This window comes from Chitinophagaceae bacterium, assembly GCA_016699815.1.
GTDB lineage: Bacteria > Bacteroidota > Bacteroidia > Chitinophagales > Chitinophagaceae > Ferruginibacter.
This window is the reverse complement of the sequence record CP065012.1, coordinates 2,331,388-2,352,254: the sequence shown is the minus strand read 5'-3', so window position 1 is coordinate 2,352,254 and position 20,867 is coordinate 2,331,388. Positions and strand designations below refer to the sequence as shown.

Here is a 20,867-nt window from a genome sequence, read left to right as displayed (position 1 = left end):
TACATATTTTTTTCAATCGGCTGGTTATTGTTATTTTTGCTTTATGCACATTGTTGAATCCATTCAAAAAGCTGCTGCCAAAACGCTTTGCGGGCTTTTTGGTGCTGCGGTAACCGAAAACGACTTCCAGGTAAATAAAACAAAAGAAGAATTTGATGGTGATTATACTATTGTGTTATTTGGCCTTTTAAAAAAAACCGGCAAAAGCCCCGATACCCTGGGCAATGAATTAGGCAATGCATTGGTACAGCAAAACTCTGAATTATTTAGCGGGTTCAATATTATAAAAGGTTTCTTAAACCTTAGCATCGCTGAGGGCTATTGGCATCAATTTTTACAACAGCATTACAGCAATACTTTTTACGGCAAAAAATCAATCCATACAGGAAAAGTAATGGTGGAATATTCATCCCCCAACACCAATAAGCCGCTTCACCTGGGCCATTTAAGAAACAATTTTTTAGGCTGGAGCATTGCAGAAATTTTAAAATACAACGGCTACCAGGTAATTAAAACCTCCATTGCAAACGACCGTGGCATCCATATTTGCAAAAGTATGGTTGCCTGGCAACTTTACGCAAATGGCAGTACACCTGAAAGCACCAATACAAAAGGTGATCATTTTGTTGGCGATTATTACGTATTGTTTGGAACAGAACATAATAAACAGGCCAAAGAACTGGCAGATAGTGGTATGAGCAAAGATGAAGCCGAAAAAAATACGGCTTTAATAAAAGCAGCACAGCAAATGCTTATTGACTGGGAAGCCGGCAAGGCAGATGTGATTGCTTTGTGGGAAATGATGAATAGCTGGGTGTATAAAGGCTTTGATGAAACCTATAAAACCATTGGCAGCGATTTTGATAAAATGTACTACGAAAGCGATACCTATATACTAGGCAAGCAACTGGTACAAATGGGCCTGCAGAAAAATGTTTTTTATAAAAAAGAGGATGGCAGCGTTTGGATTGATTTAACGGCTGATGGTTTAGATGAAAAAATTGTGCAGCGTAAAGACGGAACAGCCGTTTACATTACACAGGATATTGGCCTTGCACTCGAAAAACACAAACAATACCAGTGCAACAAAAGCATTTACGTAGTTGGCGATGAGCAAAATTATCACTTTAAAGTATTAAAACTCATTTGTGAAAAGTTGCAAATTCCAGCTGCCGAAGGGATTTATCACTTAAGCTACGGCATGGTGGAGCTACCAAGTGGCCGCATGAAAACACGGGAAGGAACAGTAGTAGATGCAGATGAAATTGTAACAGAAATGCAGGCAGAAGCTGCGCAAAAAACCAATGAGCTGGGAAAAGTAAAAGATTTTTCTGCCGAAGAGTTACAGACCTTGTACCTTACCATTGGCCTGGGTGCCTTAAAGTTTTTTTTATTAAGGGTAGACCCTAAAAAAAAGATGCTCTTCAATCCTGCAGAAAGTATAGATTTTCATGGTTTTACCGGGCCTTTTATCCAGTATAATTTTGCCAGGATACAATCGGTATTAAGAAAAAACGAAGCACCTAAAATAGAAATTACCCGGGGATTTTTTTTACCGCTGGAAAAAGAGTTGGTTGTTTTACTGGAACAATATCCATCTGTACTTACTGCTGCTGCAAATGAATACAACCCATCTGCAATAGCAGTATATGCATACCAACTGGCCAAAACTTTTAGTTCGTTCTTTGCAGGACATTCCATTGCACATGCAGAAACTGATGAAAAAAAACAACTCAGGCTCAGGCTGGCAATGCTTACGGCAAATGTGCTGCAAAGCGCATTGCATTTACTGGGTATAAAAGTGCCCGAACGGATGTAATTTTAATTTTTTTTAAACGCAAATGCTTGTTATTCATAAATAAACAATAAAGAATGTAAATCCAATTATGGCAGAAAAAAAAGTAACAAGAATAGGTGTAATGTGCAGTGGTGGCGACAGCCCCGGAATGAATGCAGGCATAAGAGCAGTAGTACGTACGGCACTTTACCATGGCATTGAAGTATTTGGCATTGTGCGTGGATACAGCGGAATGATAGAAGATGATATCCATCAAATGCAAAGCCGCAGTGTGGCCAACATTATTCAAATAGGCGGTACTATTTTAAAAACAGCAAGGTCCAAAGAATTTTTTACAAAAGAAGGCAGGCAAAAAGCTTATAACAATTTAAAAAAGAGAGGTATTAACGGGCTGGTAATTTTGGGTGGTGATGGCAGTTTCAGGGGTGCACAAACTTTCAGCAATGAATTTGATATTCCCTGTATTGGCCTGCCGGGAACCATTGATAAAGATATTGCCGGTACAGATTTTACCATTGGCTTTGATACCGCTGTAAACACTGCCGTTCAGGCAATTGATAAAATAAGAGATACGGCCGAAAGCCACGACAGGCTTTTTATAATAGAAGTAATGGGGCGTGATGCCGGCTATATTGCCTTGCACAGCGGCATTGCCACCGGTGCAGAAAATATCCTCATCCCCGAAAAGAAAACAGATATTGACAACCTAATTGCTTCTTTACAGGAAAAAGAAAAACGCAAAAAATTAGTAAACCTTATCATTGTTGCAGAAGGCGAAAAAGGCGGGGCAGATTATATTGACAAAATCATTAAAGAAAAAATTCCCGGCCTGGATACCCGGGTTTGTATTTTGGGCCATATACAACGAGGCGGTTCCCCTACCTGCTTTGACAGATTAATTGCCAGCCGCATGGGTTACCACGCTGTAGAATGCCTAATGGAAGGCAGGTTTAATGTATTTGTAGGTATAGTAAATAACCGCATCAATTACATACCGTTGAACGAAGCCGTGAAAAAGAAACAACGCATTAATGAAGAATGGATGAAAATTGTAAAAATCCTTTCTTCCTAATTTAATAAAAAAAAAGAAACCAGTAAATGAATACAACAGATAAAAATATAAGCAAATACCTGTACCAGGAGATGGATAAAGAAGCAGGTATTGCACACGCCCAAAAAAGAACTAAAATTGTAGCTACAGTTGGCCCGGCCTGCGATACCTACGAAAAACTGCTGGAGCTGGTAAAAGCCGGCGTAAATGTTTTTCGACTAAATTTTTCCCATGGCACCAATGACGATAAGAAAACCATCATAAAATATATCACCCGCATTAATAATGAAGAACCCTATAATATTGGCATCCTTGGTGATTTACAAGGGCCTAAAGTAAGGGTGGGCGAACTGCATGATGCAAGCATCCACCTAGAAACAGGCGACAAACTCATTTTTACCACCGAAAAACAAGTGGGCACAAAAGATAAAATTTATATCTCCTACCCCAATCTTACCAAAGATGTAATAGTGGGCGAACGCATTTTTCTCGATGATGGCAAAATGGAAATTAAAGTAGAAGAAATATTGAATGAAAAAGAAATTTCTGTAAGCGTTATACTTGGCGGTACTTTACTTCCCAAAAAAGGAGTAAACTTTCCCGACAGCACCCTCTCTTTACCATCACTTACTGAAAAAGATTTAGCCGACCTGGAATTTATTATTGAGCAAAAAATTAACTGGGTTGCCCTTTCTTTTGTGCGAAAAGAAGAAGATATACTTGATTTAAAGCAAAGAATAAAACAAAAAAGCAGCAAGCTTAAGGTTATTGCTAAAATAGAAATGCCCGAAGCGGTAAAAAATATCCGCAATATTATTTTGGCCAGCGATGCCATAATGATTGCCCGTGGCGACCTGGGTGTTGAAATTCCCATTGAACAAGTACCTATTGTACAAAAAGATATTATTCGCAAATGCATACGCAGGGCAAAACCGGTAATTGTAGCCACCCAAATGATGGAGAGCATGATAGACCGTACCAAACCCAACCGTAGCGAAGTAACCGATGTAGCCAATGCCGTGCTGGAAGGCACCGATGCCGTAATGCTTAGCGGCGAAACGGCCACAGGCGCTTATCCAAAACTGGTTGTAGAAACCATGACAAGGATTATTCAATATGTAGAAAGCACTTTATACCATTACAACCGTGAAGATTTACTTGCGCCGCAACCACATTCACCTTCTTTTATTAGCGATGCCATATGTTACAATGCCTGCAAACTTGCGCAGGATGCAAAAGCAGATGCACTTATTGGTATGACGCAAAGCGGCTATACCGGCTTTATGCTCAGTAGCTACCGGCCAAAATCACCTTTATTTATTTTTAGTAAAGAACGCACTCTCATAAACCAATTGAGTTTAAGCTGGGGCGTACGTGGGTTGTTTTATAATGAAGAAGTGAGTATTGATGATATAATTTTTGACCAGATAAATATCCTTAAAGAAAGGGGATATTTAAAAAAAGGGGATATTGTAGTAAATACCGGCAGCATCCCGGTAAAACTCCACCTTAATACCAATACCATTAAAATTACTATGGTAGATTAACGCTTTTAAAATTCTTTAATTAAAAAAATTTAATAATAAAAAGTTTAGCGGTTTTGGATTTTATTAAGGAGAAAGATTAGCGGCTGGTTTTGTAAAAAACAGTACCTTCATAAGGGTAAAATAAAAACATGACATCAGGCTGCCCTATTTCTGAAGATGAAATATTAAACCTGCTTCCGCTAATTGCTATGCAGGATGAGGGTGCTTTTCGCAAACTCTACATGCATTATTATACCAAGCTGTTCCAATTTTCTCATTCTATTTGTAAAAATAAACAGTGGGCAGAGGAAGTAACAGAAGATGTATTTATTAAAATATGGCGCAACCATAAAAATGCCCCCCAAATCCAAAACCTGAAAGTATATTTATACACCGCAATTAAAAATACTACCCTCAACTATATAGCCCAGCAAGCCCGCCGAAATATTACCGAACCCTTTGGCGATATTGACATAGAGCTCACTGAAAACCCTGCAGATAGCATTATTGAAAAAGAAACCTTTAAAAAAATTTACCAGGCCATAGAAACCCTTCCCCCACGCTGCAAAATTGTTTTTAAACTCATAAGGGAAGATGGCTTAAAATATAAAGAGGTTGCAGCAATACTCAACATCTCCCCAAAAACCGTTGAGGCCCAAATGGCCCTTGCCATCAAAAGGATTTTTCTGTTTATGAAAGACGATTTTCTAAAAAAGCCCGATCTTAAACTTTTTTACAAAAAAGTTAAAAGCAATTAAGGGTAAACCCTTTTTCTATTGTCTTATACATATAAGCTACTGCTTTGAACAATTCGTCAAAACTATATTATCTCTTTTCCCGTAAACTTTCCGGCGAAGCCAGCCCGGAAGAAATAGAACAATTAAAAGCCATCTTGGCCGAAGATGCCGAAAACGATTTTATTGCCCAATCCTTAGAATCTTTTTGGCAGCAACCCTATTCATCTGCAGAAAGTGCAACTGAAGAAAAATTAGACCATTTACTCAATACTTTAAAAAATGAAACCGGGGAAAAAGCCTCTATTGGGTTTTGGAAAAAATTCAAATGGCACATATCTATTGCTGCAACAATTATTCCTATAGTAATTTTTGGCTACAACTTAGTTTCCCAAAAACCTATTAAAGAACAAACCAGGGTTCCTGCGCTTGCCTCAAAAATAATAACGCCTGCCGGCAGCAGAAAGCAACTTACCTTGCCCGACGGGACAAATGTGTGGCTTAATGCCGCTTCCTCCCTCATTATCCACAAAAATTTTAATGAAGAAACACGAGAAGTGGAACTAAAAGGTGAAGCCTATTTTGATGTAACCCACAATGCCCAAAAACCATTTATTGTACATACTTCGGTAATAGACATAAAAGTGCTGGGAACTAAATTTGATGTAAAAGATTACGAAACCGAACCCAATATTGAAACTACTTTGCTGCACGGTGCCATTGAAGTGGTAAAACGTAACGAACCCGGAAGTGCAAGGGTAATTTTAAACCCCAATGAAAAACTGGTTTTTGCCAAAAAAAACCTACTAACGCATAACGGTAAAGAAAAAAAGGTTTTAGCGGAATACAATAAAATTAAAAGGTCTGATATAACCATTACCACACTTAAAGCCGACAAGAAAATTGTGGATATACCCGAAACGGCATGGATGTACAACAAACTGGTTTTTGAAGAAGAAAACTTTGAAACCATCGGTTTTTTGATGGAACGCTGGTATAATGTAACTATCCATTTTGCCGATGCAGAAATAAAAAACTACCGCATGAGCGGAACCTTTGTAAATGAAACCGTTAATGAAGCGCTCGATATTTTAAAAATACTGGTTCCTTTTGATTACGATATGAACGGAAACAACATTTTAATTGGCAAATTAAAGAATAGCAATAAATACAAAAGAATAAACAATATAAAATCTAAATAAAAATCCAAAACCTATGACCCCGAAATTTTTTCTAATTTTAAAAAAATGTTTATGCAAAACAAAGCACTAATCGGCCGGCACATTTGGCTAAAGTCGCTACAAAAAACTTTGCTTGTTATGAAGCTTGCTGCAATTTTTCTCCTCATCGGCACTTTACAGGTAAATGCTGATCCACTAATGGGACAAACCATTAACATGCATCTGAAAAATACCGAAGTAAAAAAAGCGCTCAAAACTATTGAGCGTGATGGTTACTATCGCTTTGCTTACAATGCCACATTGGAAGGATTGAAGCAAAAAAAAGACATCAGTTTTAACAACGCTGGTATTGAAGAAGCCATGAAATTGCTCCTAAATGGCACAAACATGACGTATAAACTGGTAGCCAACAACCTGGTATTGGTGCTACCGGCCTACAGTAATGAAAATACGACACAATTAGTAACCGGAAGAGTTACCGATGAAAATGGGCAGCCCGTGGGCAATGTAAGTGTAACCGAAAAAGGAACAACCAACGGCACCAGCACCGATGCAAACGGCAACTATACCATCAATGCTGCACCCAATGCCACACTGGTTTTTAGCAGCATTGGTTACGAAACGCAAAGCGTAGCCGTTAACAACCGCAATGTTGTTGATGTAAGCTTAAACCCTGCAGTTAAAAAAATTGATGAAGTAATTGTGGTAGGTTATGGCTCACAAAGAAAAATAGATGTTACCGGATCGGTTACACAAATAAAAGGCAATGAAATTTCCAAACAGGCCTCATCCAATGTACTAAGTGCATTGCAAGGAAAAGTTGCCGGTGTGCAAATAACCAATTCTGGTGCGCCTGGCTCTGCTCCTCAAATTAATATAAGAGGTGTAGGAACCGTGTATGGTAATACCAACCCACTTTTTGTAGTTGATGGTGTTTGGTACGATGATATTAGTTTTATTAATGCCAGCGATATTGAGAGTATGAGTGTTTTAAAAGATGCCTCATCCGAATCTATTTATGGTATAAGGGCAGCAAATGGCGTAATTTTGGTTACCACAAAAAAAGGCCGGCAAAATGCCAAAGCTGTTGCCAACTATAATGGGTTTGTGGGCACTCAGGTTGTTACCAATCAAATAAACATGGTAAACGGTCCGCAATATGCTCAACTCATAAATGAGCTGGATGTACTTAACGGAAGCGCAGGCAGGTATACCAACCCTACTGCATTTGGCACAACAGACTGGTACCACCAAATTCTTAGAACGGCAATGGTTACCAACCACCAGGTTTCTATCACAGGTGGAGGAGATAAATCGAACTATAATGTTTCCCTGGGTTATTACCACCAGGATGGTTTGGTAAAAACCAATAACTACGACAGGTACACGGTACATGTTTCCAACGATATACATTTATCTAAAGCAATAAAATTTGGCGTAAACACTACTGCATCTTTAAGCAAATCTAAGGATATGCCGGGTGGTATTTTTTACGAACTGTTTAATGCAGCTCCAATAGTACCGGTTTACTATGCCGATGGCGCTTATGGCGACGCCGGCGATTATAATATTGCTACTGCCAATCAAAAAAACCCGCAGGCATCCGTTGACTTTTTTGATCAAAACACCAAAACCTGGAAATTGAACGGAAATATTTACGGCGATTTAAAATTCCTAAAATATTTTACCTTTCACAGTAGTATTGGCGGCGATTTCTCGCAGGCAGAAACCAATAATTATACACACTATACTAAATACAATTCGGTTCCGGTTGCCTACAGGAACGATTTTACCGCCTTAAACCGCAACCGTGGCGAAAACCGCAACTGGATTATTGAAAACACTTTGACTTACGATAGGAAATTTGGAGACCATTCTTTTAAAATACTTGCTGGCCAGGGCGCACAAGAATATAAATTTTATGGATTGAATGCCTACAGAAGAGGCGTACCCGATTTTAACGGCGGACAATATTTTGCCTTAGGCAGCGATACCATGACGGTTTCCGATGCAGGATCTATCAACCGGGTTGCCTCATATTTTGGAAGAATTAATTATGCATTTGCCGATAAATATATGGTAACCGCATCATTAAGGGCAGATGGTTCATCAAAGTTCAGCAACAACTGGGGTTATTTTCCTTCTATTGGCCTGGGCTGGGTCATTAGCAATGAAAAATTTATGGAAAGTCAGCAAATTTTTAACAATCTTAAGTTAAGAGGAAGCTGGGGAAAAATAGGTAACATGAGTGTACCGGCAAACCTCTCCGTACTTACGGCTTCGCAAACAGGCCAACTGGTATATGTAGGCGGAGATGGTACCACAGGTATTGGCGCCAGCATCAACTCTGTAGTAACGCCAAAAACAGATTGGGAACTGGGCGAAGGAATTGACATTGGCCTTGAAGCCTCAATGCTCGACAACAGGTTGTATGCAGAAATTGACTGGTACAGCCGCAAAACAAAAAATGCAATTTTTGATATCCCTGTATTAGGCTCTGTAGGTACAAGCAGTGGAACTATAATTGGCAACCAGGCCAACTTTTTAAACAAAGGTATTGAGCTGGTTGTTTCCTGGAAAGATGATATTAATAAAGACTGGCATTACACCGTAAGTGCAAATGCCGGCTTTAATAAAAACAAAGTTTCTTCAGTAAGCACCGGAGGAAACCCCATTTATCAATACCTGGGTACAAGCGTAATTTCCCGTACCATGGCAGGCCAGCCTATAGGGCAGTTTTATGGCAGGCAGGTAGTGGGTATTTTTCAATCGGCGGCAGATATTGCCAATTATAAAAACAGCGGCGGCACCGTAATACAGCCCGGCGCTAAACCAGGCGATTTTAAATTTAAAGATGTAAACGACGATGGTGCCATTGATGATAAAGACAGGGTAATATTGGGCAACCCCAATCCTAGGATGATTTATGGTATTAACACTACTGTTGGTTACAAAAACTTCGATCTCACACTTGATTTTCAAGGAGTATCGGGCATAGAAATTTACAATGGCAATTTTGCATTGCGCTTTGGAGGTGAAAATTATACCAAAGATTACTACGATAACCGCTGGCATGGAGAAGGTACTTCCAATACTTATCCTTCTGTTGCCACATCGGGCAATAGCAGCGTTACCAGCTCATTTTATGTAGAAAACGGAAGCTACTTCAGGGTAAGAAACGCACAATTAGGTTATACCTTTTCCGGCTTAAAACGTACAGGAATTTCAAAATTAAGGATGTATGTAAATGCACAAAATCCTTTTACCTGGTTCCATTACAGGGGCTTTACACCGGAGGTTCCGGCAAGTTCACCTTCAAGGTCGGGTATTGACCAGCAGGTGCATCCTTTATATGCTACCTATAATTTTGGCGTAAACCTTACTTTTTAATTTTAAAAAAATATTATCATGAAAATATTAAACAAAAAATTAGGGGTAACGGCTTCTTATTTATCTATCCTGTTATCTGCATCGCTTTTAATAACAGGTTGTAAAAAAGATTTTTTAGATGTTCCCCCGCAGGCTCAGCAACCGGTAACACAGTTTTGGCAAACCCAGGAAGATGCAACAGCAGCCGTTAATGCCATGTATGCCAATACCCGTAGCTGGACGTTTTCAGCATTTGCTACTATGGCCATAGAAAGTTTAGGTTCCGATGATGCCTCAACAGGCACCGAACCATCCGATGGTTCCTATGGTTTTATGAATGAGTTTGACACTTATACCGTTACATCATCCAACGATAGGGTGAATGATTTTTGGGTAGGCATGTACCAGCAAATAAATTATTGCAACCAGGTATTGGATAATATCCCCAATATTAATATGGATGATGCACTTAGGGCTCGTTATTTACTGGAAGCAAAATTTTTAAGAGCTTATTCTTATTTTAGGTTGGTTAGAGCCTTTGGCGATGTTCCACTAAGGCTGCATGTACCGGTAAGTGGAAGCGAATACAACATTCCCCGTACACCAAAGGCAGAAGTATGGGCAGCCATACAAACCGACCTTACCGAAGCTGCCGCAGGTTTACCGGCATCTTATACCGGTGCAAATATTGGCCGTGCCACAAAAGGCGCTGCTCTTGCACTTTTAGCTAAAATATCTATTTACCAAAGCAAATGGACCGAAGCTAAAAATTACAGCGAGCAGGTAATGGGCATGGGCTATAGCCTTTATACCAACTACGAAAAAATGTTTAGGCTCGAAGGTGAAAATTGCGCCGAATCTATTTATGAAATTCAATGCGCTTACTTGCCCAGTATTCCGGGAGCATCTAACAGCCAATATTGCCAAATACAGCAGGCAAGAGGGCCTTTTGATGGTAATGGATGGGGCTTTAACACACCCACCCAAAACCTTGCCGATGCTTATGAAGCCAACGACCCAAGAAAATTTGGCTCCATACTTTTTCGTGGACTTACCTCTGCCGAAGGCGATTTAATTCCCCTTACTGCTACTAACCCTATGTATAATTACAAATCCTATATACCCTTTGCCTCTTATACCACTACTGGTGGAAGCGAACAAAACATAAGGGTTATCCGTTTAGCAGATGTGTTATTAATAAATGCAGAAGCCAATAACGAATTAGGCAATACTGCAAATGCATTGGCATCACTGGAGCTGGTACGTAAAAGAGCAAGGGATTTTGCAATAGCCAATGGCGCACCTGCCAATACTTTGCCAGCCATAACTTCTACCAGCCAATCAGATATTCGCACCGCTATTTATCATGAAAGAAGGGTGGAACTGGGTATGGATTTCGACAGCCGATATTTTGACGTTATTCGCCAGGGAAGGGCAAGCACCGTATTTGGACCATTGGGCTGGCAGGCCAACAAAAATGAAGTGTGGCCAATACCGCAAAAAGAAATTGATTTAAGTGCCGGCATGTTGCTACAAAATCCCGGATATAATTAATAAATAAAAAACACTTATTATGAAAAATAAATTATGGATACAAAAGGCGCTTCTTCCTGCCCTGGCAGTTTGTGGCCTTCTTTTTTCGTCATGCTATAAAGAATTTGATCCCAAAACTTACCAACCTGTTTTTTCCATAAACGGTTATTCCTCTTCATCCGAAATTGGCGCCGGCCATTTAGTGGGTTACTGGGCTTTTGAAGGCCATTATAAAGACAGTGTTTCCGGCGCAGAAGCTACTGGCATAAATACCAGCTTTTCTTCGGGCTTTGTAGGTAAGGCCATGCAAGGCGGCGCCAATGCTTATGCCATTTGCGATTTACCGGCTGGTATAAAAACCGTAAGCAGCTTTACCATTGATTTTTGGATCAACACACCCCAAAACACCAGTGGAATTATTACCCCAATTACCATTTCTAAAGATGATGATTTTTGGGGCTCGCTGGATATGTTTTATGAAAATGGAAGTACGGCAAACAGTGCCACTTTTAAAGTACATGTAAAAGCCCAAAGCGAAGTATGGTTTACCAATCCCGTACTGGCCAACCCCTGGAATGCATGGCAAAATATTGCCCTTACTTACGATGCAGCTACATCTATATTTTCCGTGTACCAGGGAGGCGGGCTTGTAGCCAGCACTACATCTGCAGGCCTGGGCAACCTGGTATTTCAAAACACTGCAACAAAACTTATTTTTGGCACCGAGCAATTTAACTGTTCCCCAAGTATAGGCACCGCAGGCGGGCCACAAGGTTGGGCAGATTATTTAAGGGGGAAAATAGATGAAGTGAGGTTTTACGATAAAGTTTTAAGCGCAACCGAACTTCAATCTTTAATTGTTTTGCAGGGTAAGGGCAAATAACATTTTAATACTTCAAATTTTTAACATGAAAAATAAATTATTCATTCTAATGGCGGCTTCGGCACTGGCCTTTTATGGCTGTAAAAAAACCGATTCAGACACTGGCATTGATGTGAATGCAACTATGCCAACCGTTGTTACCAACGATGCAAGCGTAGCCGGCACAACTGCTTCGCTTGGTGGCAATATTACCAGCGATGGCGGCTCAATGGTAAGCGAAAGCGGCGTATGCTACAGTAGCGAAATTGGTGTTGATACTTCGGATAATAAAATTGCCAAATATGCCATTTCAGGAAATTACTCCGTAAATGTTCCCGGCCTTACTTACCTGTCAACCTATTATTACAGGGCTTATGCTATTAATGAAAAAGGACTGGTGTATGGCGAAGAAAAATCTTTTTTTGTTCCCATACCCGGTTATCCAACAGCCGACGATGTGGCGGCAGCCAACTTAGTGGGTCATTGGGCTTTTGAAGATAATTATAACGACAGTGAAACCGGTACTGCCGGCACGGCAAGCAATGTAGCAAACGTAAGCTTTGTAACAGGCGGTTTAAAAGGCAAGGCAGCACAGGTTACCACTCCGGGTTACATCAATACAAATATGGCCAGCACCGTTTCTGCATTGGGTAGCGTTACAGTTTCCTGCTGGATACAACAACCGGCAAGCTTAAGCTCCGGGCCTTCCACTTATTTCCCCTTTTCTCTCAATAAAGCCGGCTACTCCTGGGAGCAAACTAAATTTTTTACTTTGTATGAATCCGAAACCGGCGCAAACAGCTATGGTAAAGTTTGTGTAATGGACCAATGGTTTGATGCAGGAAGAGTTTGGCCAAAAATGCTGGAACCTGCCTGGCACCATCTGGTAGTTTCTTACGATGGACCATCCGGAGCGTTAAGGGTTTATGTAGATGGTGCACTGCTTCCGCAAACTTCAAATACAACCTTTAATACGCAAACTAGCTTTGGAGATGCCGACAGCTTTACCCTTGGCGGACCCGATGATAATGCGCATACTGCCAATGGCTGGATGAACTCTTTAAGTGGATATATTGATGAATGCAGGGTATATAGCAAGGCTTTAACTGCAAACGAAGCACAAATATTATATTCCTTAGAAAGTCATGGCTTCTAAAATATTCATTACTTTCTTATTAAAAATCCGGGTACTTTTTCCCGGATTTTTTTTATTGCTGCAACCCTATGGCTAAGAAAAATATTATAGTAATTTAGCAGGTAATAAAAAAAATGAAATTATATTTTTGGAGTATAGGAAAACCTAATGAAAGCTATGTAAAAGAAGGCATAGACCTGTTCACCAAAAGGTTGAATCATTATTTTGCTGCAGAGTGGAAAATTATCCCTTCGCCCAAAAATGCATCGGGTCTTGCACCGGATGATGTAAAAATAAAGGAAGAAGAAATTATTTTAAATTTTCTGGAGAAGGATGATTTCCTGATTCTTTTGGATGAAAGGGGTAAACTGCTCAATAACGACGGATTGGCTAAACTCATACAACAAAGAGCCAATGAAAGTACAAAAACATGTATTTTTTTAATTGGCGGAGCTTTTGGTGTAGGTAAAAAAATACAACAAAGGGCAAACCTTACCTGGAGCCTCTCTCCTTTGGTTTTTCCGCACCAATTGGTAAGGTTGGTACTTGCAGAACAGGTTTACAGGGCATGTACCATCCTAAAAAATGAAAAATACCATCATTAGTTAATTATCTTTACCTGCACCTTTTAAATTTTACTGCCTTATTTTTCCTTATGTTATTTTTACAAAAAGCAAAACTAATACAATGAATTTTTCCGAATATCCTATCACTATTTTACTCATAGCCGCCAACGTTATTATATCACTGATTGGGTTTAATAATGCCGCCTTTGCCGACAAGGCAATAATGCACCCATACCTGGTAAAGAGAGAAAACCAATATTACCGTTTCATCAGTTCCGGTTTTTTACATGCCGATTTCCTGCACTTGATTTTCAATATGTTTACCCTTTTCTTTTTTGGCATGGCTGTAGAATTTTATTTTACCAAATATATACTGGGTGGCAGCACTTCTTACCTTTTACTTTATTTTATAGGGCTGGTAGTTTCCGATATACCAAGCTACATCAAACATAAAGATGATTATCAATACCGCTCTTTAGGCGCATCTGGCGCTGTTTCTGCCGTAGTATTTGCAGCCATCATTTTTAATCCCTGGAACAGTATTTATATTTATGGCGCCATTAAAATTTCTGCGGCAGTGTATGCTTTGCTCTATATTGCTTATTGTATTTATATGAGCAAACGCAATGCAGATAATATTAACCATGATGCACACCTTTGGGGCTCTTTGTTTGGGCTTGCATTTACTATAATATTAATTTCCAGTTTGCAACCGGGTTTAATAGGGCCTATTTTAGAAGAGTTAAAACATGTAAGTTTATTTGGCAGGTAAACAATTAAGCATGGTAAGCAAATTTTTTGTTGTATGTTCCACTTTTCTTTTTTTGCAAATTACCGGTTTTGCACAGTTGAAAGCTGACAGCTTAATTACCCGGCCTAAGAGTGCTTACCAGTTGAGCTACAAAAAACTTATTTTACCTGCTGCATTAATAAGTTTTGGATTTATTACTAAAGAAAAATGCTTAAATGGTTGCAACAACACAAGCATTTATGATGAACCAAAAACAAGTTTTTCCACATTTTTTAAACCGGTGAATATCGCCCGCTTTGCGCCAGCAGCATTAGTTTACAGCTTAAACTTAGCAGGAGTTAAAGGCGAGCATAATATCCGGGACAGGTCAATCATTTATTTTACGGCACAGGCAATCACATCAGTATTGGTATATTCTTTAAAACACAGTATTAAAGAAATGAGGCCGGATAGCAGTAATTTCTTATCGTTTCCATCCGGGCATGCAGCCTTATCATTTTCAGCGGCACATTTTTTTTACCGGGAATACCAAAACAATAATTTTTGGCTTGCTATTTCCACATTTCCCATTGCCCTTTTTACCGCTGCCAACCGAATGGCTAATAATAAACATTGGTTTGGCGATGTATGTGCAGGCGCAGGTATTGGCATATTATCCACAGAAGCAGCATACTGGCTTTTTCCTAAAATAAATAAAGCGCTGAAAAAAAATAAACGTAAAACACAGGCAATGGTGCTGCCCTATTATCAAAGTGATAGTTATGGTTTAGCTGCTGTGCTGCAATTTTAGGCGCAAAACCTGTTTTGTGGCACCGGTAATTTTAAACCTGTTGTCAATGCGCATACCCAGCACCCAAATGATTTTTTTATTGGACTCCAGCACCCAGGTATTTTCTTTTTGCAACAGCGACAATTTATTATCCACAAAAAAACGGGAAAGTTTTTTCTTTTTGGACATACCTAATGGGTAAAAATAATCGCCCTGCTTCCACTTGCGTAATATCAAAGGAAAATCAATTTCCTTTTTATCCAAAAAAGCAAAATCGGGTGATTGGTTTATTTCGCCTTTTAGCTCCTGAATAGTAATGTGCAATACTTTATCTTCTAAAAATAATTCGCTATCGCCTTCATTTATAATATAAACCGCTGAAGCATTGCTGAGTTGAGAAATGATGAGCCATTTGCGATTTTTTAAAATGCGGTATCTTTCGTTTGAAATAAACTTACCACTTTCTGCATCTAGCAACTTTATTATTTCTGGCAATTGTGTGGCGGCAAACCCATAGTTTTTTACAATTTCAAAAAGCACAGTAGGCATTGCAGGTGTTTTCAGCAATCTTAAAACGGGTATATGGGTTTCTTCGTTATTTACCGTAATTAATTTTCTCTTTATTTCTTCAATTTGCATGTTGTATAAAATGGCAACGTCATTAAAACGTTGCAAATTATGCAACAGGTTGGCCTCTGCACCGGGATATACTCTTTGTATAGCAGGCAGCAATTTATTGCGAAAATAATTACGGGTGTATTTATCTGATGCGTTGGATGAATCTTCCCTAAAGGGCAGCTTGTTTTCTTTGGCATAGTGCAAAAGGGCTGCTTTTTGGGCAAAAAGGAACGGCCTTACAATAGTGATTTTATTTTTTGTTTTGGGCAAAATCCCCTGTAAGCCTTTAATTCCTGTTCCTTTAAAAAAGTTCATCAGCAGGGTTTCTATATTATCGCTTGCATGATGGGCTGTTAAAAGCATATTTGCTTCGCCTCTTTCAATTAATTGGGCAAACCATTGATAGCGCAATTCACGGGCTGCAACCTGTGTAGACACTTTATTAGCTTCAGCGTAAAGGTTGGTATCAAATTTTTTAATAAAAAATTGTCTTTGAAACCTTTCCGCAATTAGCTTTACAAAAACTTCGTCGCCATCACTCTCTTCCTTTCTTAATTGAAAATTACAATGTGCTATTGCAAAAGTATAACCGCATTTTTGCAACAAATCACAAAGCACAATACTATCCACGCCACCACTTACAGCTACCAGCAGTTTATCTTTTTTCAAAAAAAGATGGTTGCTTTCAATATAATGCTGAAAAGACTGAAGCATATTTAAATTTGCCAACCGGCAATTAATAAAAAATATTATTTAATCCGTAATTTCTTCTAATGCCATTTGTAATTCACTATAAGCATGGTTATCGCCGGCTTTTTTACTTTCTACCATACCCTTTTTATAAATTTTAATGGCTCCCTCATAATCCTGCTGCCTTTCCAGCAATTTTGCCAGGTGGTAATAAGAACCAATATATGCCGGTTCATATAACAAAATGCGCTCAAATAGGCCTTTGGCTAAATTATCTTCGCCCAATTTAATATATTCCAATGCCAGCGCATGTTGTAAAAAACTATCTGTAGCGTTAGTTTTTAAAAATTCTTTCAATTTTTCTATCCTGTCCATCATTTTTTTATAGGATTGTTACCCGGTATCTTTGCAAAACATTATATTTGCATTTAGTTGCATAAACAACCATTTTTTTAACCTGCCTGAGGGCAAAATATTTTTTTCATGAAAATCTTAGTTTGTATCAGTAAAACGCCTGATACTACGGCAAAAATAGCGTTCACGGATAACAATACGAAATTTGCTGCCGATGGCGTTCAATGGATCATCAATCCTTATGATGAATGGTATGCCCTGGTAAGAGCCATTGAAATTAAAGAAGCAGATCCATCAGCGGTATTACATTTAATAAATGTTGGCGAAGCCGATAACGATCCTATAATCCGTAAAGCATTGGCACTTGGCGGAGATGAAGCCATAAGGATAAACAGCGTCAATACAGATACCTATTACATTGCTACTCAAATAGCCGAAATAGCCAAAAGCGGCGGTTATGATATTATTTTTACTGGTAAAGAAACCATTGATTATAATGGATCTTCTTTAGGAGGTATGATTGCGGAATTACTTAATGTTCCCTTCATCTCCAATGTTACCAAATTCGATTTACAGAATGCCAGTGCTATTGTTACCCGTGAAATTGAAGGAGGCGAAGAAAAAGACACAGTTGCCTTACCGGCAATTTTCAGCGCACAGCAAGGTATGGCAGAACAACGCATACCCAATATGAAAGGTATTATGGGCGCAAGAACCAAACCGCTTAAAGTAATGGAACCCATTGCTGCCGACAGCTTAACCAACATTGTTTCATTTGAATTGCCTCCGGCCAAGCAAGGTGTAAAATTAGTAAGCCCCGATACCCCTGAAGAATTAGTAAAGTTATTGCACGAAGAAGCAAGGGTTATTTAACCTGGTATTTTAAAAAATTTATAAAAGCAAAAATTCGTTATGAGCATATTAGTATTTATAGATCATGCAGAAGGCACAATAAAAAAGTCTTCATTTGAAACCGCATCTTATGCATCTCAGCTTGCCGGGCAGCTTTCTACTACTGCCGAAGCCGTGGTACTGGGTACGGCCCCATCAGGGCTTGAGCAGCTCGGCAATTATGGCATTAAAAAAGTAAACACCGTAAGCAACCCGGTATTAGACACATTAGATTCGCAGGCCTATACCCATGCATTAGCACAGGTTGTATCAACTACAGACGCCGAAATAATAATATTTAGTAAAAACTCCGTAGGAATAGCAGTAGCGCCAAGGCTGAGCGTAAAACTTAAAGCCGGGTTAGTATCCGGCGCCGTTGCATTGCCGGATATTTCAAATGGTTTTGTGGTAAAGAAAAGTGTTTTTAGCGGAAAAGCTTTTGCACATATCAGTATTGCCACGGCAAAAAAAATTATTGCATTAAACCCCAACTCATTTGGTGTACATGCAACAGGCGGTACCGCAGAAATTGCTGCTTTAAACATTACGGTAGAAGCACCAAAAGTGGAAGTTCTAAGTACCAGCAAAATTGAAGGGGAAATATCATTAAGCGAAGCAGAACTTGTGGTAAGCGGTGGCCGTGGATTGAAAGGCCCCGAAAACTGGGGACTGGTAACCGACCTTGCTAAGGCATTAGGTGCAGCTACTGCATGCAGCAGGCCTGTGAGTGATGTAAACTGGAGGCCACACCACGAACACGTAGGTCAAACCGGGCTTGCAATAGCGCCCAATTTATATATTGCAATTGGTATTTCGGGGGCTATACAACATTTAGCTGGCGTAAACCGCAGCAAAGTTATTGTAGTGATAAATAAAGATCCTGAAGCGCCATTTTTTAAAGCTGCAGATTATGGCATTGTTGGAGATGCATTTGAAGTTGTGCCAAAAATTACCGAAGCGGTAAAAAAAATAAAAGGCATAAAATAAATACTGTATTAAATAAATTTATAAGGTTGACCGGAAATCCTGTCAACCTTTTTTTACGCTTCATAATTATTAAAAATTTTGCCTGAAATTATTCTACCCAATCGGCTATAAAAATATTAGTATCTCTTGTGCCGCCATTATTGCGGTTGCTGCAAAAAACAATTTTCTTACCATCGGGGCTAAACATAGGGAAAGCATCAAAACCTTTATCCCTCGATATCTTGGTAATATTTCCTCCATTGGCATCGGCCATATACATATTAAAAGGGAAACCCCTTTTATACTCATGGTTACTGCAAAAAATAAAGCGTTTTCCATCGGGCATAAAATTGGGAGCCCAGTTTGCTTTTTCCAAATTGGTGAGCATTTGTGGGTTGGAGCCATCGGCATTGGCAATCCATACTTCCATATTGGTAGGTGCTACAAGATTTTGCGCAAGTAATTCTTTATACTCTTTAATATCTGCTTCTACAGCAGGCCTGCTGGCACGCCAAATAATTTTACTTCCATCAGGGCTAAACCATGCACCGCCATCATAACCTAAAGCATGAGTGATCCTTTTTACATTTTTACCATTTATGTCCATAGTATATAATTCCAAATCACCGTCACGCATACTGGTAAATACAATTTTATCACCCTTGGGAGAAATGGTGGCTTCGGCATCGTAGCCTTTAGTTTTGGTAAGCTGCTTTATGATTTTGCCATTGGTATCGGCTTTAAATAAATCAAAACTTTCATAAATGGGCCAAATATATTTGTTGCCATATTTTTTCCTATCGGGAACCGGCGGGCATTCCTTACTGTTTAAATGGGTAGAAGCATAAATAATGTGCTTGCCATCGGGGTAAAAAAAAGCGCAGGTTGTGCGGCCGGTGCCTGTACTCACCAGTTTTGGGTTAAAGGTTTCATTAGGTTCTTGGGGAATTTTTCCCATCCAAATCTGGTCGCAATTAATACCTTTTGCCTGGTTGGTGTATTGATAAATTAAATACTTACCATCATAGCTAAAATAAGCTTCGGCATTATCGCCGCCAAAAGTAAGCTGGCGTATGTTGGCAAAATGGCTTTCGCCGTTAAAATGTATGGAATCGTTTAAGGGCTGGGCTTTTAGTGTGTTTTGCCCAAAAAATAAAATCACCAATAAAATAAAACTGTATCTCATCAAAAAATAATTTTTGCAAAGTTAGGCCTAATAAAAAATAGTATTGTCAGCAAATTGTCATGTACTGCAGTTAACCATTACTTTTGCAATATGAAAAGGATTTTGATTTGGGGTTTTACTGTATTTGTTGTTTCCTGTAATAACAAAAAGCAAAATGATATCCCAGGCAGCACAGTAACCACTCAGGAAGAAAAATTAAAAGCAGAAATAATAAAATACCCAGACAGCCTTATTTTGATGGAAAACCTGGTTCAATATTACCGGGAGGGCGGCAATTATGACGAAGCGGTAAAAACAATAAATCAGGCTTTGCAAAAAGATAGCAGCATAGCCAGGCTTTGGGATATTAAAGCCATATTGAGTTATGAAAACGGAGATACGGCTACGGCTATCCAGGCATTTGAAAAAGCAATTTCCATTTTTCCGGAACCGGTATATGTAATTTCATTAGGTACGCTTTATGCCCAAACAAAAAATGAAAATGCACTCACCATGGCCGATGCTTTGCTCATTGGTAACAAAGCCAATGCCAACCGGGAAGCATTTTTTATAAAAGGCCTTTACTTTAGCGCTACCCATCAAAAAGAAAAAGCTATTGGCTTTTTTGATAAGGCGCTTGCTACCGACTATGGCTTTATGGAAGCCTACCGGGAAAAAGCCATAGCGCTTTACGATTTACAAAAATATACCGATGCTTTACAGGTGTTACAAAAAGCGGTAAAACTTAATAACCGGTATGAAGAAGGTTATTATTATATGGGCCTTAACTTTGAAAAACTCGGAAAAAAAGAAGAAGCCATAGAAAGTTACGAAACTGCATTAATTTACGCACCGGATTATATTGAAGCCAAAGATGCATTGGCAAAACTGGGCATTAAACATTAATC

18 protein-coding genes are annotated in these 20,867 nt (G+C 39.1%); 15 read left to right on the top strand and 3 right to left on the bottom strand.

What is annotated here, in order from left to right; translation table 11 throughout:
• The first annotated feature begins 43 nt into the window (after positions 1-43).
• From IPO46_10535 to IPO46_10480, 12 genes are all read left to right on the top strand, one after another.
• Positions 44-1,819 carry an arginine--tRNA ligase gene (locus tag IPO46_10535; protein QQS62528.1) on the top strand — a complete coding sequence of 592 codons (1,776 nt, stop codon included), beginning with the start codon at positions 44-46 and terminating at the stop codon, positions 1,817-1,819.
• 67 nt (positions 1,820-1,886) lie between these two features.
• The gene (gene pfkA, locus IPO46_10530) at positions 1,887-2,870 is read left to right on the top strand and encodes a 6-phosphofructokinase (GenBank protein QQS62527.1); all 984 of its coding nucleotides are present in this window, start codon (positions 1,887-1,889) and stop codon (positions 2,868-2,870) included.
• Between the two features lie 26 nt (positions 2,871-2,896).
• Complete coding sequence (pyk, locus tag IPO46_10525; GenBank protein ID QQS62526.1) at positions 2,897-4,396, top strand: pyruvate kinase; 1,500 nt, start codon at positions 2,897-2,899, stop codon at positions 4,394-4,396.
• A 128-nt stretch (positions 4,397-4,524) separates the two neighbouring features.
• Positions 4,525-5,133, top strand: coding sequence for an RNA polymerase sigma-70 factor (locus IPO46_10520; protein QQS62525.1), 609 nt, complete (start codon positions 4,525-4,527; stop codon positions 5,131-5,133).
• 44 nt (positions 5,134-5,177) lie between these two features.
• Positions 5,178-6,311 carry a FecR family protein gene (locus IPO46_10515; protein ID QQS62524.1) on the top strand — a complete coding sequence of 378 codons (1,134 nt, stop codon included), beginning with the start codon at positions 5,178-5,180 and terminating at the stop codon, positions 6,309-6,311.
• Between the two features lie 117 nt (positions 6,312-6,428).
• A complete protein-coding gene (locus tag IPO46_10510; protein ID QQS62523.1) occupies positions 6,429-9,680 on the top strand; it encodes a TonB-dependent receptor in 3,252 nt (1,083 codons plus the stop codon).
• An 18-nt stretch (positions 9,681-9,698) separates the two neighbouring features.
• Entirely contained in the window at positions 9,699-11,213 is a 1,515-nt protein-coding gene (locus IPO46_10505; protein QQS62522.1) for a RagB/SusD family nutrient uptake outer membrane protein, read from the top strand.
• A 19-nt stretch (positions 11,214-11,232) separates the two neighbouring features.
• The gene (locus tag IPO46_10500) at positions 11,233-12,075 is read left to right on the top strand and encodes a LamG domain-containing protein (protein QQS62521.1); all 843 of its coding nucleotides are present in this window, start codon (positions 11,233-11,235) and stop codon (positions 12,073-12,075) included.
• Between the two features lie 25 nt (positions 12,076-12,100).
• Positions 12,101-13,210: a hypothetical protein gene (locus IPO46_10495; GenBank protein QQS62520.1), complete on the top strand. Its 1,110-nt coding sequence runs from the start codon at positions 12,101-12,103 to the stop codon at positions 13,208-13,210.
• A 113-nt stretch (positions 13,211-13,323) separates the two neighbouring features.
• Positions 13,324-13,794, top strand: a complete 471-nt coding sequence (locus IPO46_10490) for a 23S rRNA (pseudouridine(1915)-N(3))-methyltransferase RlmH (protein QQS62519.1) — start codon at positions 13,324-13,326, stop codon at positions 13,792-13,794.
• Between the two features lie 82 nt (positions 13,795-13,876).
• Complete coding sequence (locus IPO46_10485; GenBank protein ID QQS62518.1) at positions 13,877-14,527, top strand: rhomboid family intramembrane serine protease; 651 nt, start codon at positions 13,877-13,879, stop codon at positions 14,525-14,527.
• A gap of 10 nt (positions 14,528-14,537) precedes the next feature.
• A complete protein-coding gene (locus tag IPO46_10480) occupies positions 14,538-15,296 on the top strand; it encodes a phosphatase PAP2 family protein (protein QQS62517.1) in 759 nt (252 codons plus the stop codon).
• Here IPO46_10480 and tilS read toward each other — a convergent pair.
• Both tilS and IPO46_10470 read right to left on the bottom strand, forming a co-directional pair.
• Complete coding sequence (gene tilS, locus IPO46_10475) at positions 15,273-16,607, bottom strand: tRNA lysidine(34) synthetase TilS (GenBank protein QQS62516.1); 1,335 nt, start codon at positions 16,605-16,607, stop codon at positions 15,273-15,275. The two genes, IPO46_10480 and tilS, sit on opposite strands and share 24 nt — an antisense overlap.
• Positions 16,608-16,646: 39 nt before the next feature.
• Positions 16,647-16,958, bottom strand: a complete 312-nt coding sequence (locus tag IPO46_10470; GenBank protein ID QQS64385.1) for a hypothetical protein — start codon at positions 16,956-16,958, stop codon at positions 16,647-16,649.
• Positions 16,959-17,066: 108 nt separating this feature from the next.
• On the opposite strand from IPO46_10470, the gene IPO46_10465 reads away from it, so the two are divergent.
• Both IPO46_10465 and IPO46_10460 read left to right on the top strand, forming a co-directional pair.
• On the top strand, positions 17,067-17,810 hold the full coding sequence (locus tag IPO46_10465) for an electron transfer flavoprotein subunit beta/FixA family protein (GenBank protein ID QQS62515.1): 744 nt from the start codon (positions 17,067-17,069) through the stop codon (positions 17,808-17,810).
• A gap of 39 nt (positions 17,811-17,849) precedes the next feature.
• Entirely contained in the window at positions 17,850-18,815 is a 966-nt protein-coding gene (locus IPO46_10460) for an electron transfer flavoprotein subunit alpha/FixB family protein (protein ID QQS62514.1), read from the top strand.
• An 88-nt stretch (positions 18,816-18,903) separates the two neighbouring features.
• Here the strand turns inward: IPO46_10460 and IPO46_10455 are convergent, their stop codons facing one another.
• Positions 18,904-19,980: a PD40 domain-containing protein gene (locus IPO46_10455; protein QQS62513.1), complete on the bottom strand. Its 1,077-nt coding sequence runs from the start codon at positions 19,978-19,980 to the stop codon at positions 18,904-18,906.
• 90 nt (positions 19,981-20,070) lie between these two features.
• Between IPO46_10455 and IPO46_10450 the strand changes: the two genes are divergently transcribed.
• Positions 20,071-20,865 carry a tetratricopeptide repeat protein gene (locus tag IPO46_10450; GenBank protein ID QQS62512.1) on the top strand — a complete coding sequence of 265 codons (795 nt, stop codon included), beginning with the start codon at positions 20,071-20,073 and terminating at the stop codon, positions 20,863-20,865.
• Positions 20,866-20,867 lie beyond the last annotated feature (2 nt).